The following is a 15,105-nucleotide window of genomic DNA, read 5'->3' as shown; positions in this document are numbered from 1 at the left end:
GTCCTTAATTCGTGGGAGTCGAAAGTGCTACAGCATACTCCGCCGGATCGCGTTCAACGAGCCTGGCGCAAACCTTCCTCCAGGGCATGGGCCGGCAACGGCCGGCCGATCAGGTAGCCCTGCAGCTCGTCGCAACGCTGGGCCACCAGGAAGTCCCGCTGTTCGATGGTTTCCACGCCTTCGGCGACCACCTTCAGGTCGAGGCTGTGGGCCATGGCGATGATCGCCCGGATGATCGCCGCATCCTCGCTGTTCTGGGTCAGGTCGCGGACGAACGACTGGTCGATCTTCAGGTAGTCCAGCGGCAGGCGCTTCAGGTAGCTGAGCGAGGAATAGCCGGTGCCGAAGTCGTCGACCGATAGCTTCACCCCCATCTCGCGCAACTGGCGGAAGGTCGCCAGGACACTATCGAGGGCGTCCAGCCACTGGCTTTCGGTCAACTCCAGCTCCAGTTGCGCCGCCGGCAGGCCGCTGTCGGCCAGCGCCGAGCGCACTACGTCGAGCAGGTCGCCCTGGCGCAACTGGTGGACCGAGAGGTTCACCGAGACCCGCAGGTTCAGGCCCCGCTGGCTCCACTCGGCGGCCTGCAGGCAGGCCCGGCGCAGGACGAATTCACCGATCTCGCCGATCAACCCGCACTCCTCGGCGAGGCCGATGAAGGTCGACGGCGGGATCATGCCCTCCTCCGGATGGTGCCAGCGCACCAGCGCCTCGACCGAGTCCGCGCAGCCGCTGGCCAGGCACAGCTTGGGCTGGTAATGCACGTCCAGCTGGCCCTCCTCGACCGCCTTGCGCAACCGGGTTTCCAGGCGCAGGCGTTCGAGGGTGCTGTCCTGCAGGTTGTCGCGGAAGAACTGGAAGGTATTGCCGCCGAGTTGCTTGGCATGTTGCATCGCCAGGTTCGCCTGGCTCATCAGCACGGAGATTTCCCGTGCCTGCTCGGAAAACAGGCTGATCCCCAGCGAGGCGCCGAGGATCAACTCGTGGCCGAGCACGCTCACCGGCTGGCGCAACTGGACCAGCAGGCGTTCGGCCAGGCGCGACAGGGCCGCGGTGCCGGTGCCGCCATCGAGGAGGATGGCGAACTCGTCGCCGGCCAGACGCGCCAGGGTGTTGGCTTCCGGCGCGGTGCGCCGCAGGCGCTGGGCCATCTCCCTGAGCAACTGGTCGGCGACCTCGTGGCCGAGGCTGTCGTTGAGCAGCTTGAAGCGGTCCAGGTCGATCAGCAGCAGGGCCAGCCCGCCCTCCTCCTGGCGCGCCCGCTGGGCCGCCTCGTGCAGCCGCTCGCGGAACAACCGGCGGTTGGCCAGGCCGGTCAGTTCGTCGTAGTGCAGCAGGTGACGCAGGCGCTCCTCGACGTCGCGGCGGGCACTGAGATCGGTGAAGAAACCGACGATGTGGGTCGCCTCGCCATTGCCGTCGCGCAGCAGGTTGAGCTGCAGCCATTGGGGATAGGGATCGCCATTCTTCCGCGTATCCACCAGTTCGCCCTGCCACTGCCCGTGCTGGCGCAGCTCGGCGCGGATCTGCCGGTAGTGGCGCTGGGCCTCGGGGGTATTCACCAGCAGGCTGGCGTTGCGCCCGACCACGTCCTCGCGGCGATAGCCGGTGATGCGACTGAAGGCCTGGTTGACCGCCAGCAGGTTGTAGGCCGGATCGAGGATCACGATGCTCTCGCTGGCCGCCTCGAACACTGTCGCGGCCAGTTGCTGCTGCTCTTCCAGGCGCTTGCGCGCGCTGATGTCGCTGCGCGTGCCGAGCATCCGCGTCACCCGTCCCCGCGGGTCGCGAGCCATGGCCCGGCCACGATCCTCCAGCCAGCGCCAGCCGCCCTCCCGGTCGCGCACGCGGTACTCCACCCGGTACAGCTCGCTGCGCCCCTTGAGATGTTCGGCGAGGGCGCGACGGATGCGCGGCAGGTCGCCGGGGTGGATGCTTTCGATCAGCCTGCGATAGTCCTCGGGACCGTCCCCGGCGTCGCTGAAGACCGCCTCGATATAGGAATGCTGGACCCGGCCGCTCTCCAGGTCCCAGTCCCACAACCCCAGTTCGCTGGCCTCCAGGGCCATGGCCAGGCGCGCCTCGCTCTGGCTGAGCGCCTGGCTGGTCGCGCCAAGCTCCTCGGTGCGCGCCTCCACCCGGCGCTGCAAGGCATCGCGGGCGGCGCGCAGCTCGCGTTCGACCAGGCGTCGCTGGCCGACCTCCTGGGCGAGCTTGCGATTGAGCGCTTCGGCCTCGGCGTTGACGCGTTCCAGGTGCAGGTTCAGCGCCTGGGTCTGGAAGCGTCGCAGCAGCGCGCCCTGCACCAGCCGGTGGATCTGCCCGGCGACCACCAGCAGCGCCACCAGCAGGATCAGGCCGAGCACGCCCCAGCCCTGCAACAGGCTATGCGGCTGCAACAGCAGGAAAACGATGGATGGCAGCAGGCCCGGCAAGGCGAAGGTGAGGAAGGCCGGCAGGCTCACCGCATAGGCGACGCTGGCGGAGAGGATCGCCGCCGCCACCAGGCCGAACACCAGCACCTGCTGGAGGAAGGCATCGGCCGGGACCAGCATGATCACCGCGAACGCCAGGGTCAGGCCCGAGGCGCCGGCGCCGCACAGGAAGGTCCGCCGCCAGTGGCGGCTGGCCTGGCGACGGCTGTCGGCCTGCTGGAAGGCGGCGACCTGCAGCAGGCGCAGGACGGCGAGCAACACCAGCCAGACCAGCCAGCCGCCGAGCAGCCAGCTGCTGACCTTGCCCCACACCAGGCAGGCGCTGGTCACGCCGCCGAGCAGCATGAGCAGGGTCGGCGTGCGCGAGCCGAGATAAAGGAGCCGGGTACGCTCGATGGCGATTTCGCGGGCGTAGAGCCGCAGTACATCGGTGCTGCCGCCCGGCAGCGCCAAGGGCTCGACATGGACGGTCATAGGCGCTTGTTCTTGTAGTGGTTTGCCTTGAAGTGGCCGGAGCATAACCGAGCAGGGGCAGGCTGCCCAAGGCCGGGATAGAGCATTTTTCCGCAGCCAGGCCCCACGCTGCGCCGGCCTGCGCCGAATGGCGGCCCGGTTTGCCCGGCTTTTCCCCGCCCCGGTAGAATGCCGCGATGAACGACGACCTCTCCCTCCTGCTGAACTCCCTCAACGACCCGCAGCGCCAGGCCGTGGCCGCGCCGCTGGGCCGCCAACTGGTCCTCGCCGGCGCCGGCTCGGGCAAGACCCGCGTGCTGGTGCACCGGATCGCCTGGCTGATCCAGGTCGAGCACGCCTCGCCCTACAGCATCCTGTCGGTGACCTTCACCAACAAGGCGGCGGCGGAGATGCGCCACCGCATCGAGCAGTTGCTCGGGATCAATCCGGCGGGCATGTGGGTCGGCACCTTCCACGGCCTCGCCCATCGCCTGCTGCGCGCGCACTGGCGCGAGGCCGGGCTGAGCGAGAACTTCCAGATCCTCGACAGCGACGACCAGCAACGCCTGGTCAAGCGGGTGATCCGCGAACTCGGCCTCGACGAGCAGCGCTGGCCGGCGCGCCAGGCCCAGTGGTTCATCAACGGGCAGAAGGACGAGGGCCTGCGGCCGCAACACATCCAGCCCGGCGGCGACCTGTTCCTCGCCACCATGCTGAAGATCTACGAAGCCTACGAGGCGGCCTGCGCCCGCGCCGGGGTGATCGACTTCTCCGAGCTGCTGCTGCGCGCCCTGGACCTCTGGCGCGACCATCCCGGCGTGCTCGAGCACTACCAGCGGCGCTTCCGCCATATCCTGGTGGACGAGTTCCAAGACACCAACGCCGTGCAGTACGCCTGGCTACGGATTCTCGCCAAGGGCGGCGACAGCCTGATGGTGGTCGGCGACGACGACCAGTCGATCTACGGCTGGCGTGGCGCACGGATCGAGAACATCCAGCAGTTCAGCGACGACTTCGCCGACGCCGAGGTGATCCGCCTGGAGCAGAACTACCGTTCCACCGCGTCGATCCTCAAGGCCGCCAACGCCCTGATCGCCAACAATCAGGGACGCCTGGGCAAGGAGTTGTGGACCGACGGCGAGGACGGCGAGTCGCTGAGCCTGTACGCCGCGTTCAACGAGCACGACGAGGCGCGCTACGTGGTCGAGTCGATCGAGAGGGCGCTCAAGGGCGGCCTGGCGCGCAGCGAGATCGCCATCCTCTACCGCTCCAACGCCCAGTCGCGGGTGCTGGAGGAAGCCCTGCTGCGGGAGAAGATTCCCTACCGCATCTACGGCGGCCAGCGCTTCTTCGAGCGTGCCGAGATCAAGAACGCCATGGCCTACCTGCGCCTGCTCGACGGCCGCGGCAACGACGCGGCGCTGGAACGGGTGGTCAACGTGCCGGCACGCGGCATCGGCGAGAAGACCGTGGAGAGCATCCGCGAATTCGCCCGCGGCAACGATGTGTCGATGTGGGAGGCGATCCGCCTGATGATCGCCAACAAGGTCCTGCCCGGCCGCGCCGCCAGCGCCCTGACCGGCTTCGTCGAGCTGATCGAGAATCTTTCGGCGAAGGTCATGGACATGCCGCTGCACCTGATGACCCAGACGGTGATCGAGCAGTCCGGACTGATCAGCTACCACAAGGAAGAAAAAGGCGAGAAAGGCCAGGCCCGGGTGGAGAACCTCGAGGAACTGGTCAGCGCCGCCCGCGCCTTCGAGAACAGCGAGGAAGAGGAAGACCTCACCCCGCTGCAGGCCTTCCTCAGCCACGCCTCCCTGGAGGCCGGGGAAACCCAGGCCGACGCCCACGAGGACAGTGTCCAGCTGATGACCCTGCACAGCGCCAAGGGCCTGGAGTTCCCGCTGGTGTTCCTGGTCGGCATGGAGGAAGGGCTGTTCCCGCACAAGATGAGCCTGGAGGAGTCCGGCCGCCTGGAAGAGGAACGCCGCCTGGCCTACGTCGGCGTCACCCGCGCCATGCAGCGACTGGTCCTGACCTACGCGGAGACCCGCCGGCTCTACGGTAGCGAGACCTACAACAAGGTTTCGCGCTTCATCCGCGAGATCCCGCCGGCGCTGATCCAGGAAGTGCGCCTGTCCAATACCGTCAGCCGCCCCTACGGCGGCACTTCGCGCAACGCCGGCGGCAGCCTGTTCAGCGGCGCCGGGGTGCCGGAGACGCCCTTCTCCCTCGGCCAGCGGGTTCGCCACGCGCTGTTCGGCGAAGGGACTATCCTCAACTTCGAAGGCGCCGGCGCCCAGGCCCGGGTGCAGGTGAACTTCGAGAGCGAAGGCAGCAAGTGGCTGATGCTCGGCTACGCCAAGCTGGAAGCCCTGTAGCGGCGCAGCCCGTGGAGAAGGCCCGGAGGAGGACGACATGCTGGCATCCTGGGCCTTCTGGGCACTGCTTTCGGCGCTGTTCGCCGCGCTGACCGCGATCTTCGCCAAGATCGGCCTCGACCGGGTCGATTCGGACTTCGCCACCTTCATCCGCACCCTGGTGATCCTCGTCACCCTCGGCGGCATCCTCGCGGTCCTGGGCAAGTTCCAAGCCCCGGGCAGCATCCCGCCGCGCAGCTGGCTGTTCCTGGTGCTCTCCGGGCTGGCCACCGGTGCCTCCTGGATCTGCTATTTCCGCGCCCTCAAGCTCGGCCCGGCGTCGCTGGTGGCGCCGCTGGACAAGTTCAGCGTGGTGCTGGTGGCACTGCTCGGCGTGGCCTTCCTCGGCGAACGCCTGGACCTGCGCCAATGGCTCGGCGTAGCCCTGGTGACAGCGGGCGTGGTGGTCCTGGCAATCCGCCCATAAGCCCGCTGAATGGCGCTTCGACCTTGGTATAAAGGCGAAAAATCGCGGAAACCCTAGACTGGCGGCCTCTAATAATTCGTCGTCTGAGGTTCGTTCCATGTACCGTGATCGCGTGCGCCTGCCCTCCCTGCTCGACAAGGTGATGAGTGCGGCCGAAGCCGCCGACCTGATCCAGGACGGCATGACCGTCGGCATGAGCGGTTTCACCCGCGCCGGCGAGGCCAAGGCCGTCCCCCAGGCGCTGGCCATGCGCGCCAAGGAACGTCCGCTGCGTATCAGCCTGATGACCGGCGCCAGCCTCGGCAACGACCTCGACAAGCAGCTCACCGAGGCCGGCGTGCTCGCCCGGCGCATGCCGTTCCAGGTCGACAGCACCCTGCGCAAGGCGATCAACGCCGGCGAAGTGATGTTCATCGACCAGCACCTCTCGGAAACCGTCGAGCAGTTGCGCAACCACCAGCTGAAGCTGCCGGACATCGCCGTCATCGAAGCCGCCGCGATCACCGAGCAGGGCCACATCGTGCCGACCACCTCGGTGGGCAACTCGGCGAGCTTCGCGATCTTCGCCAAGCAGGTCATCGTCGAGATCAACCTGGCCCACAGCACCAACCTGGAAGGCCTGCACGACATCTATATCCCGACCTACCGGCCGACCCGCACGCCGATCCCGCTGACCCGCGTCGACGACCGCATCGGCAGCACGGCGATCCCGATCCCGCCGGAGAAGATCGTCGCCATCGTCATCAACGACCAGCCGGACTCGCCATCCACCGTGCTGCCGCCGGACGGCGAGACCCAGGCCATCGCCAACCACCTGATCGATTTCTTCAAGCGCGAGGTCGACGCCGGGCGCATGAGCAACAGCCTCGGCCCGCTGCAGGCCGGTATCGGCAGCATCGCCAACGCGGTGATGTGCGGCCTGATCGAGTCGCCGTTCGAGAACCTGACCATGTACTCCGAAGTGCTGCAGGACTCGACCTTCGACCTGATCGACGCCGGCAAGCTGCGCTTCGCCTCGGGCAGCTCGATCACCCTGTCGCCGCGGCGCAACGCCGACGTGTTCGGTAACCTGGAGCGCTACAAGGACAAGCTGGTGCTGCGCCCGCAGGAAATCTCCAACCACCCCGAGGTGGTCCGTCGCCTGGGCATCATCGGCATCAATACGGCGCTGGAGTTCGACATCTACGGCAACGTCAACTCGACCCACGTCGGCGGCACCAAGATGATGAACGGCATCGGCGGCTCCGGCGACTTCGCCCGCAACGCGCACCTGGCGATCTTCGTCACCAAGTCGATCGCCAAGGGCGGCAACATTTCCAGCGTGGTGCCGATGGTCAGCCACGTCGACCACACCGAGCACGACGTCGACATCCTCGTCACCGAGCAGGGCCTCGCCGACCTGCGCGGCCTGGCGCCTCGCGAACGGGCCCGGGTGATCATCGAGAACTGTGTCCACCCGTCCTACCAGGCACCGCTGCTGGACTACTTCGAGGCGGCTTGCGCGAAAGGCGGCCACACGCCGCATCTGTTGCGCGAGGCGCTGGCCTGGCACCTGAACCTGGAAGAACGCGGACACATGCTGGCCGGCTGAGGCTGAACCGTTTCATCCGCAACTATTTCCAGCGCCCGGACGATTAATTCTTCCGGGCGTCTGGACAGGGCAGAAAAAACCACGTAAAAACATATTTCGGCGGCCTTTTCTCTTGCCGCCATCGCAACACGCCGACCCGGCCCTTCCGCTTTTCCTGCTGTAACACTTCGTTGTTTCTTTCGGTAACGCACCATGACGGTGCAGAGCGGTACAGTTACGCACCGAAACAACCCATACAGTTCGGAAACACACCCCGGTGATCCAACGCAATTCTCCGCAACTGTTCCTATTCTTGTTGACCTGTTAGTCAGATCATATTGCTCAGTTAATCACTAGCAACCTGACTACCCACCACAAGTGGGAAGGATCGACACATCATGGAACGTACCCTCGGTTCCAACACTTTCGACATCGCTCGCTCCAACCGCCGCAGCAGCAGCCTGCTGGGCACCATGAAACTGTGGCAGCGCCGCATCCAGAGCCGTCGCCAGCTGGCCCGCCTGGACTCCCGCCTGCTCGCCGACGCCGGCATCAGCGAAGCCCAGCGCTACGCCGAGCTGAACAAGCCGTTCTGGCGCTAAGCGATACTGTAACGTCCCGGTTCGGCCCAGCCTGAACTGTACCGTAGGCCGCTCCTTACCGAGCGGCCTTCACGTATCTGGAAGAAGCCTTTTCCTCCAGCAGTTCACGGTACAGCTCGCTCCAGCGACGCCCCATCTCTTCGGCGGTGAACAGTTGCCGATAGCGGGCCTCCGCGTTCCTGCCCATTTCCTCCGCCTGCTGCGGATGCTCCCAGAGCCAGCGCATCGCTTGGCGAAACGCGGCCGGCTGGCTGGGCGGCACGACCAGGCCGGTCTCGCCATGGATATTGATGTAGCTGGTGCCGGTGCCGATCTCGCTGGAGATCATCGGCTTGCCGTACATCGCGCCCTCCAGCAGGGAGATACCGAACGCCTCGGAACGCAAGTGTGACGGAAAGACCATGGCGTAGCTGAGTTGCAGCAGGGCGACCTTGTCCTCGTCGTCCACTCGGCCGAGGAAGTGCACGTTGCGCAACCCCAGCGCCGCGGCCTGGGCATACAGCTCGGCCTGCAACGGCCCGGCACCGACGATCACCACCGGGTAATCGGTGCCCTGCAACGCATCCAGCAGGATATGCAGGCCCTTGTAGTAGCGCATCACCCCGACGAACAGGAAGAACCGCGGCCCGAGTTTCTCTCGCCAGTGCTCCAGACGCTGTGCCGCAGGCTTCGGGTAGCAGGCCTTGTCCAGGCCGTAGGTGATCACCCGGGTCTTTTCCCGGTACTGGCGGAGCACGTCGCTGGTGCTGAAGTAGTTGGGCGACGCCACCGCGATCCGATCGACGCTATGAAGGAAGCGCCCCATCAGCGGCCGGTACAGTTTCAACAGGACGCGCTGGCGGATGATGTCCGAATGGTAGGTGACCACGCTCGGCTTGTTCATACCGGTGAGGAAATGCACCAGGTCCATGAACGGCCAGGGGAAGTGGTAGTTGACCACGTCCGCCTCCGCCGCCAGCTCGCGGAACTGCTTGAACACGCTCAGGGAAAACCCGGTGGAAGCGAGCTGCAGGTCGAGCCTGGCGCGATGCACCACATGTCCGCCGAAGGGCACGACAGGCGGATGCGGGTCGCTGCTCAGGGTCAGGACGTGGTTGTCGATCCCCCACGACCCGCTGCTCTCGCAAAGCTGGAAGATCACCTGTTCGATCCCGCCTACCGTTTCGCTCAGGTAGGTCTTGTAGAAGTGCAGTACCCGCATTCAGCCCTCCACGGCACGACGATAGGCTGCAGCGGTGAGATTCGCGCAACGCTTCCAGGAAAACTGCTCCGCCCGTCGCAGGCCGGCTTCCCGGCAGCACTCCCAGTAGACGGTATCCTCGGTCATGCGGACCAGCATGTCAGATAGCCCATTGGCATCATCCGGGTCAATATAGCTGCCCGCCTCGCCGGCCACCTCCGGCATTGCGGAGAGTCGCGTGAGCAATACCGGCGTGCCGCTGGCCATGGCTTCCAGCACAGGCAGGCCGAAGCCTTCGTAGATCGAGGGGAAGACCAGCGCCCGAGCGCCCGACATCAACTCGGCGACCCGCTCGTCCGGCAGGTAGCCGAGCAGCCGCACCGTTCCCGAAGCCAGCGCCTGGCGCAGTTCGTCGTCGAGCGAGCGACTTTCCCATCCCGGCATGCCGACGATCATCAGCGGAAAACGCTGGCGGACCGCCGCCGGCAGTTGCCCATGGGCGCGCAGAGCCAGCGACAGGTTCTTGCGCGGTTCGAGGGTTCCTACGCAGAGGAAATACCCGCGCGGCACCAGGCCATGCGCGCGCAAGGGCTCGCGCAGGGACTCCCGGTCCCGCGGACGGAACCGCGCGGCATGGCCGAGGGGCGCCACCACGAAGCGCTCGCGCGGCAGGCCGAAATACGCCTGCGCCTCGTCGGCGATCGCCTGCGAGTCGGTCAGGATCAACCGCGCCTTTTCCATCCCGCGCGCCAGCCGGCGTTCTATTTCGCGCAAGCGGGCGGCGGGTTGCGTCGCCGGATAATGCAGGTGGGTCAGGTCGTGCAGGGTCATCAGCATCGGCCCGTCGAAGTCCAGCGGCCAGAGACTGGGCTCATGGTAGAGATCGACCGGCGGCCGACCGCTATCGAAACGCCGCTGCTCCAGCCAGCGTCGTGCCCGGTAGGCTCCGGGCAGGTTGCGCAGCCAGGGCGACAGACGCGAATAGCCGGGCAGCGCCGCCGCCGGCAGGTCGCCGCTCCAGCCCCAGCCATGGAACAGGGAAAACTCGAAGTCCGCGTGCGCCTGCAACGCGCCCAGCAACTCGACCAGGTAATGCCCGATGCCGGTCCGCGGCGCCTGGAGAATCCGCGCGTTAACCGCAATCCGCATGTACTGCCTCGCCATGCGCCGGGGCCTTGCCGAGGGCGAGCAGGATCCGCGCGATCAGTTGCCGACTCGCCTCGTGCCAGCCGATCCAGCGCCATTCGCCGACCGGTCGCTCGGCCGGGAACTCGCCCGTGGCTTCGAAGCGGGTGACCAGGTTCGCCAGGGTCTGCGGATCGGCGAGGTCGAAGTAGGCCATGAATTCGCCGCCGATCTCGCGGAACACCGGGATGTCGCTGCCCATCGCCGGCAGGCCGCGCTGCATGGCCTCCACCAGCGGCAGGCCGAAACCTTCCACATAGGACGGGAAGACCAGCGATGCGGCATGGGAGTATGCGTACTCCAGGCTCTTGTCGGAGAGGTCGTTGAACATGAACAGGCGCTTGTTCAGCTCCGGATGCTGCCGCACCCGTTCCACCAGCGCCTCGCACTTCCAGCCGATGCGTCCGGCGATGCACAACCGCGCCTGCGAACCCTGGGCCCAGGCACGCTCGAAGGCATCCAGCAGGTAACCGTGGTTCTTCCGCGGCTCGATGGTGCTGACCATCAGGAATACCGGCGCCTTGGCCTTGAACATGCGCAGCAGATCGGGCTCGACGGAGGCGCCGTCCTCCACCAGGTCCAGCTCCGAACCCAGGTGGAAATAATCGAACCAGCGTTGCGCGACCTTCTCCGGGCCGATGCGCCGCAGCATCTCCGCGCGCACTTCGTCGCGGATGGTCTCGGAAATCGCGACGTAGCCGTCGGCGGTGGCCGCGATCCAGTCGAACCAGTGGTTGAACACCTTGACCAGTCCGGCATCGCAGAATTGCGGATGGGTCAGGGGAATCAGGTCGTAGATCACCGAGACGATGCCCACGCCCTCGCTCTTGAGGCGTTCCGCCAGCGGGAAGAAATCGGCGTGCCAGGAGGAGTCCAGCAAGACCAGTTGGTCGCCGGCCCGATGTTCGAGCGGGGTCGCGCGCACGGGTGCAGGCTGCTGCTTGCCGAGGATGCGGTCGAGCAGGCGCAGCGGAATGCTGAGGAAGGCGAAGGCGAACAAGCGGCAGGCTACATAGAGAAGGCGCCGGGCCCACGGCGAGGAACGGAACGGGCGGCGCTTTTCCAGGGTGCGCTGGCCCAGCCAGAAGTAGTTGGCGGCTCGCTCCACCAGGATGCGCAGGCGTACCAGCGGCGAATGCGGCCGCGGGTCCAGCGGCGCCAGGCTGTGGACCTGATACAGGGTGCCGTCGAGCATTGCCACCGGGATGCACTCCACCGTCTCGTCGGCTTCCGGCAACTCGCGGATGACGTTGCGCACCACCCGCTGAATACCGGAATTGACCTTGGGATGCTCGAACACATAGGTGCATTCGACCAACAGACGCGTCATGGAGTGCTCTCCGCGGAAGTGGGGTCCAGAGCCGCCTCGCCGGAGCGGCTGATATGAGTTTCGGCGCCCAGCCAGGAGCAACCGACGAAGTCTTCCTGGCGATTGTTGATGACATGGAAGACCAGGCCGTAGTCGCGCCATTCGAAGTTGCGGTCCAGGTGCGAGTCCAGCCGCGACAGGCTCAGCGCCACCGAGTAGTGCCCCTTGCCCAGGCGCATGTCGAAGGCGAAGCGGTAGGTGATGCGCTCGCCGGCCTTCAGGTCGGTGAGGGCCTTGTCCAGGCGGTGGGTATTGATCCCGTACATCGGCTGGCCGAGGCGGTCCTTGATCATGAAGCCGAGGATCAGCCGCTCGATGTCCTGGCGAACCTCGACTTCGACTTCCAGCGTCACCGCCTGGCCTACCTCGACCACCTCCAGCGCACGCTGCCGCTGGTCGACCATCCGTACGTCGAGGATCGCTGCCTCGCCGGTGCCGGAAATCGTCCGCACCTGGCCGTCGGCGAGCATTTCCTGGCGCACGGTCTGCCCCTCGCGCTCGGCGAGCAGGGCGTTGTAGTAGTCCATCACCTCTTCCGGCCGCCCGCGCATGGCCATCCGTCCCTGCTCCAGGAGGATCGCGGAGTCGCAGATGGACTGGATCGCCGAGCGGTCGTGGGAGACGATCAGCAGGGTGGTGCCGGCCTTGCGGAAACTGCGGATGCGCTCGAAGCTCTTGTGCTGGAAATAGGCATCGCCGACCGACAGGGCCTCGTCGACGATCAGGATGTCCGGCCGCCGGGCAGTCGCCACGCTGAACGCCAGGCGCATCTGCATGCCGCTGGAGTAGGTGCGCACCGGTTGCTCGATGGCCTCGCCGATTTCGGCGAAGGCCTCGATATCCGGCATCAGCGCCTGGATTTCCTCGACCTGCATGCCCAGCAGTTGCCCGGCCATGAAGACGTTCTGCCGGCCGGTGAAGTCCGGGTGGAAGCCCATGCCCAGCTCGAGCAGCGCGGCGACCCGGCCGGCCACGCGGATCTCGCCGCAGGTCGGCTGGGTGGTGCCGGCGATCATCTTCAGCAAGGTGCTCTTGCCGGCGCCGTTGACCCCGACGATGCCGACCGCTTCGCCCGGCTCGATGGTGAACTCGACCTCGCGCAGGATCCAGTGCAGGTGGTGGCGCGAAGGGCTGAAAGGCACCAGCCATTCGAACAACCGGCTCCAGCGATTGGGATACTGCTTGTAGGCCTTGCCGAGGCCGGATACGCGTATCTGTCCCATCAGAGTTCATCCACCATTTCGCCGACCCGCTGGCGGAACAGACGCAGGCCGAGCGCGCACAGCAGCAGCGCCAGCAGGGTGATCGGCAGCAATGAAGGCCAGTCCGGCCATTGCCCGTGGAGGAACAGCTGCTGGTAGCTGCGCATCAGCGCGGTCATCGGGTTGAGTTCGATCAGCGAGCGGATACCCTCGGGCAGGATGCCGATCGGATAGACGATCGGCGTCAGCCAGAACCAGAACTGCAGGCAGATGCCGAACAACTGGCCGACGTCGCGGAAGAACACGTTGAGCACCCCGAGGATCATCCCCAGTCCCGCCGCGAACAGCACCTGGATCGCCAGCAGCGGCACCAGCGCGAGCAATGCCGCGCCCGGCAGGCGCCCGCTGAGGGCGAGAAAGCCGAGGAACAAGGCGAGGATGATGGCGAAATTGACCCCGGCGTTGAGCAGTACGATGACCGGCAGGCAGATGCGCGGGAAGCTGATCTTCTTCAGCAGGTTGGCGTTCTCGATGAACATGCTCTGGCTGCGCGAGGTGATTTCCGCGAACAGGCCCCAGGTCAGCAGGCCGGCGCAGAGATAGACGCTGTAGGCCAGGCCGTCGTCGACCCCCGGCAGGCGCGCGCGCATCACCTGGGAGAAGATCACCGTGTAGACGACGATCATCGACAGCGGATTGAGCACCGTCCACAACGCGCCGAACAGCGACCCGCGGTAGCGCGACTGGAACTCGCGCTTGACGCTGCCGAGAACGAAGCCACGATAGCCCCACAAGGAACGAGACAAGCCAAGAAGCATCAGACCACCCTGCCGTACTGGTCCTCGAAGCGGACGATGTCGTCCTCTCCCAGGTATTCGCCGCTCTGCACCTCGATCATCACCAGGTCGATGACCCCCGGGTTTTCCAGGCGATGCCGGTGGCCCGCGGGAATGTAGGTCGACTCGTTGCTGTTGACCAGCCGCGCGCCATCGCCATTGGTGACCCTGGCCATGCCTTGCACCACGATCCAGTGCTCGCTGCGGTGATGGTGCATCTGCAGCGACAAGCGCTCTCCCGGCCTGACCACGATTCGCTTGATCTTGAAGCGCGGCCCCTCCTCGAGGACGGTATAGCTGCCCCAGGGACGGTTGACGGTCCGATGCAGCCGATAGGCCTCGTGCCGCTCGTCCTTCAGCCGCTGCACCACCCTGCGCACCTCCTGGACCCGGTCGGCGCGGGCGATCAGCAGCGCATCGGAAGTATCCACCACGACCAGGTCGTCGACCCCGACCGTGGCGACCAGGCGCCCGTCGCTCTGCACGAAGGTGTTACGGGTGTCGACGAACAGGGTGTCGCCGCTGCCGCGATTGCCCTCTGCGTCCGCGTCGAGCAGCGCGCTCATCGCGCCCCAGGAACCGATATCGCTCCAGTCGAAGGCCGCCGGCACCACGGCGACCCGCGCGGAGCGCTCCATCAGCGCATAGTCGATGGAAATGTCCGGCAGCGCGGCGAAGGCTTCGCCCGCTAGCTCATGCTGGATGCCATCGGCCATCTTCACCGCCGCACTGGCGGCCAGGCAGGCCCTGGCCTGCTCCAGCAGGGCCGGGGCATGCTGCGCCAGCTCGTCGACCAGGGTCGAGGCCGTGAAACAGAACATCCCGGAGTTCCACAGGAAACCGCCACTTTCCACGTAGCGACGGGCGGTTTCCTCATCGGGTTTCTCGACGAAGCGGCGCACCTTGGCCGCCCCCTGCTCGTCCAGCCGGTCGCCCAGCTCGATATAGCCGAAACCAGTTTCCGCTGCATCCGGCACCACGCCGAAGGTAACCAGGTGCCCGGCGACGGCGAGACGCGCGGCATGCCCCACCGCCTCGCGGAAGGCCTCCTCGTTGCGGATCAGGTGATCCGCCGGCATCACCACCAGTACCGCCGCGTCGCCATGTTCGGCTTGCAGCGCCAGGGCGGCGACGGCAATCGCCGGAGCGGTGTTGCGTCCGGTCGGTTCGAGGATGAAATGTCCCCGATGCCGCCCCAGGCGGGCCGCCTGGAACTGGTCCTTGCTCTGGAAGTAATGCTCGCGGTTGGTCACCGTGACGATTTCGCCATGCCCGGCCAGGAGCCCGGCGGCACGTCGGTAGGTCTTGCCCAGCAGGGTCTGGCCATCGGGCAGGCGCATGAACGGCTTCGGCTGTCCTTCACGCGACACCGGCCAAAGGCGGGTACCGGCGCCGCCGGAAAGCACCACGGGAATCAGCATGG

At 66.4% G+C, this 15,105-nt stretch carries 11 protein-coding genes; 4 read left to right on the top strand and 7 right to left on the bottom strand.

Annotated elements, in window-relative coordinates; translation table 11 throughout:
- Positions 1-53 precede the first annotated feature (53 nt).
- The gene (locus tag JHD77_RS18715; protein WP_031756756.1) at positions 54-2,909 is read right to left on the bottom strand and encodes a putative bifunctional diguanylate cyclase/phosphodiesterase; all 2,856 of its coding nucleotides are present in this window, start codon (positions 2,907-2,909) and stop codon (positions 54-56) included.
- Between the two features lie 176 nt (positions 2,910-3,085).
- Here JHD77_RS18715 and uvrD point away from each other — a divergent pair, with 176 nt between their 5' ends.
- The 4 genes from uvrD (at position 3,086) to JHD77_RS18695 (ending at position 7,910) form a co-directional block, all read left to right on the top strand.
- A complete protein-coding gene (gene uvrD / locus JHD77_RS18710) occupies positions 3,086-5,272 on the top strand; it encodes a DNA helicase II (protein ID WP_023088826.1) in 2,187 nt (728 codons plus the stop codon).
- 37 nt (positions 5,273-5,309) lie between these two features.
- Entirely contained in the window at positions 5,310-5,738 is a 429-nt protein-coding gene (locus tag JHD77_RS18705) for an EamA family transporter (protein ID WP_003096873.1), read from the top strand.
- Between the two features lie 97 nt (positions 5,739-5,835).
- A complete protein-coding gene (locus JHD77_RS18700) occupies positions 5,836-7,329 on the top strand; it encodes an acetyl-CoA hydrolase/transferase family protein (RefSeq protein WP_003096875.1) in 1,494 nt (497 codons plus the stop codon).
- Positions 7,330-7,706: 377 nt separating this feature from the next.
- Positions 7,707-7,910, top strand: coding sequence for a DUF1127 domain-containing protein (locus JHD77_RS18695; protein ID WP_003096877.1), 204 nt, complete (start codon positions 7,707-7,709; stop codon positions 7,908-7,910).
- A 55-nt stretch (positions 7,911-7,965) separates the two neighbouring features.
- Here JHD77_RS18695 and wbpZ read toward each other — a convergent pair whose 3' ends face one another.
- The 6 genes from wbpZ to JHD77_RS18665 are packed head-to-tail and all read right to left on the bottom strand — an operon-like array spanning position 7,966 to position 15,103.
- The gene (wbpZ, locus tag JHD77_RS18690; protein WP_010792440.1) at positions 7,966-9,111 is read right to left on the bottom strand and encodes a D-rhamnosyltransferase WbpZ; all 1,146 of its coding nucleotides are present in this window, start codon (positions 9,109-9,111) and stop codon (positions 7,966-7,968) included.
- The gene (locus JHD77_RS18685) at positions 9,112-10,239 is read right to left on the bottom strand and encodes a glycosyltransferase family 4 protein (RefSeq protein ID WP_003102573.1); all 1,128 of its coding nucleotides are present in this window, start codon (positions 10,237-10,239) and stop codon (positions 9,112-9,114) included.
- On the bottom strand, positions 10,223-11,605 hold the full coding sequence (locus tag JHD77_RS18680) for a glycosyltransferase family 4 protein (protein WP_003096882.1): 1,383 nt from the start codon (positions 11,603-11,605) through the stop codon (positions 10,223-10,225). The genes JHD77_RS18685 and JHD77_RS18680 overlap by 17 nt, the downstream gene beginning before the upstream one ends.
- Complete coding sequence (locus JHD77_RS18675; protein WP_003102571.1) at positions 11,602-12,867, bottom strand: ABC transporter ATP-binding protein; 1,266 nt, start codon at positions 12,865-12,867, stop codon at positions 11,602-11,604. Before JHD77_RS18675 ends, JHD77_RS18680 begins: the two co-directional genes overlap by 4 nt.
- Entirely contained in the window at positions 12,867-13,664 is a 798-nt protein-coding gene (locus JHD77_RS18670) for an ABC transporter permease (RefSeq protein ID WP_003096887.1), read from the bottom strand. Before JHD77_RS18670 ends, JHD77_RS18675 begins: the two co-directional genes overlap by 1 nt.
- Positions 13,664-15,103, bottom strand: a complete 1,440-nt coding sequence (locus tag JHD77_RS18665; protein WP_003096889.1) for a mannose-1-phosphate guanylyltransferase/mannose-6-phosphate isomerase — start codon at positions 15,101-15,103, stop codon at positions 13,664-13,666. Before JHD77_RS18665 ends, JHD77_RS18670 begins: the two co-directional genes overlap by 1 nt.
- Positions 15,104-15,105: the final 2 nt, after the last annotated feature.

The sequence above is a fragment of the Pseudomonas sp. P20 genome, from assembly GCF_016463925.1.
GTDB lineage: Bacteria > Pseudomonadota > Gammaproteobacteria > Pseudomonadales > Pseudomonadaceae > Pseudomonas > Pseudomonas aeruginosa.
Note: the sequence above shows the minus strand (reverse complement) of the source record. Positions and strands in the feature narration are given on the sequence as shown.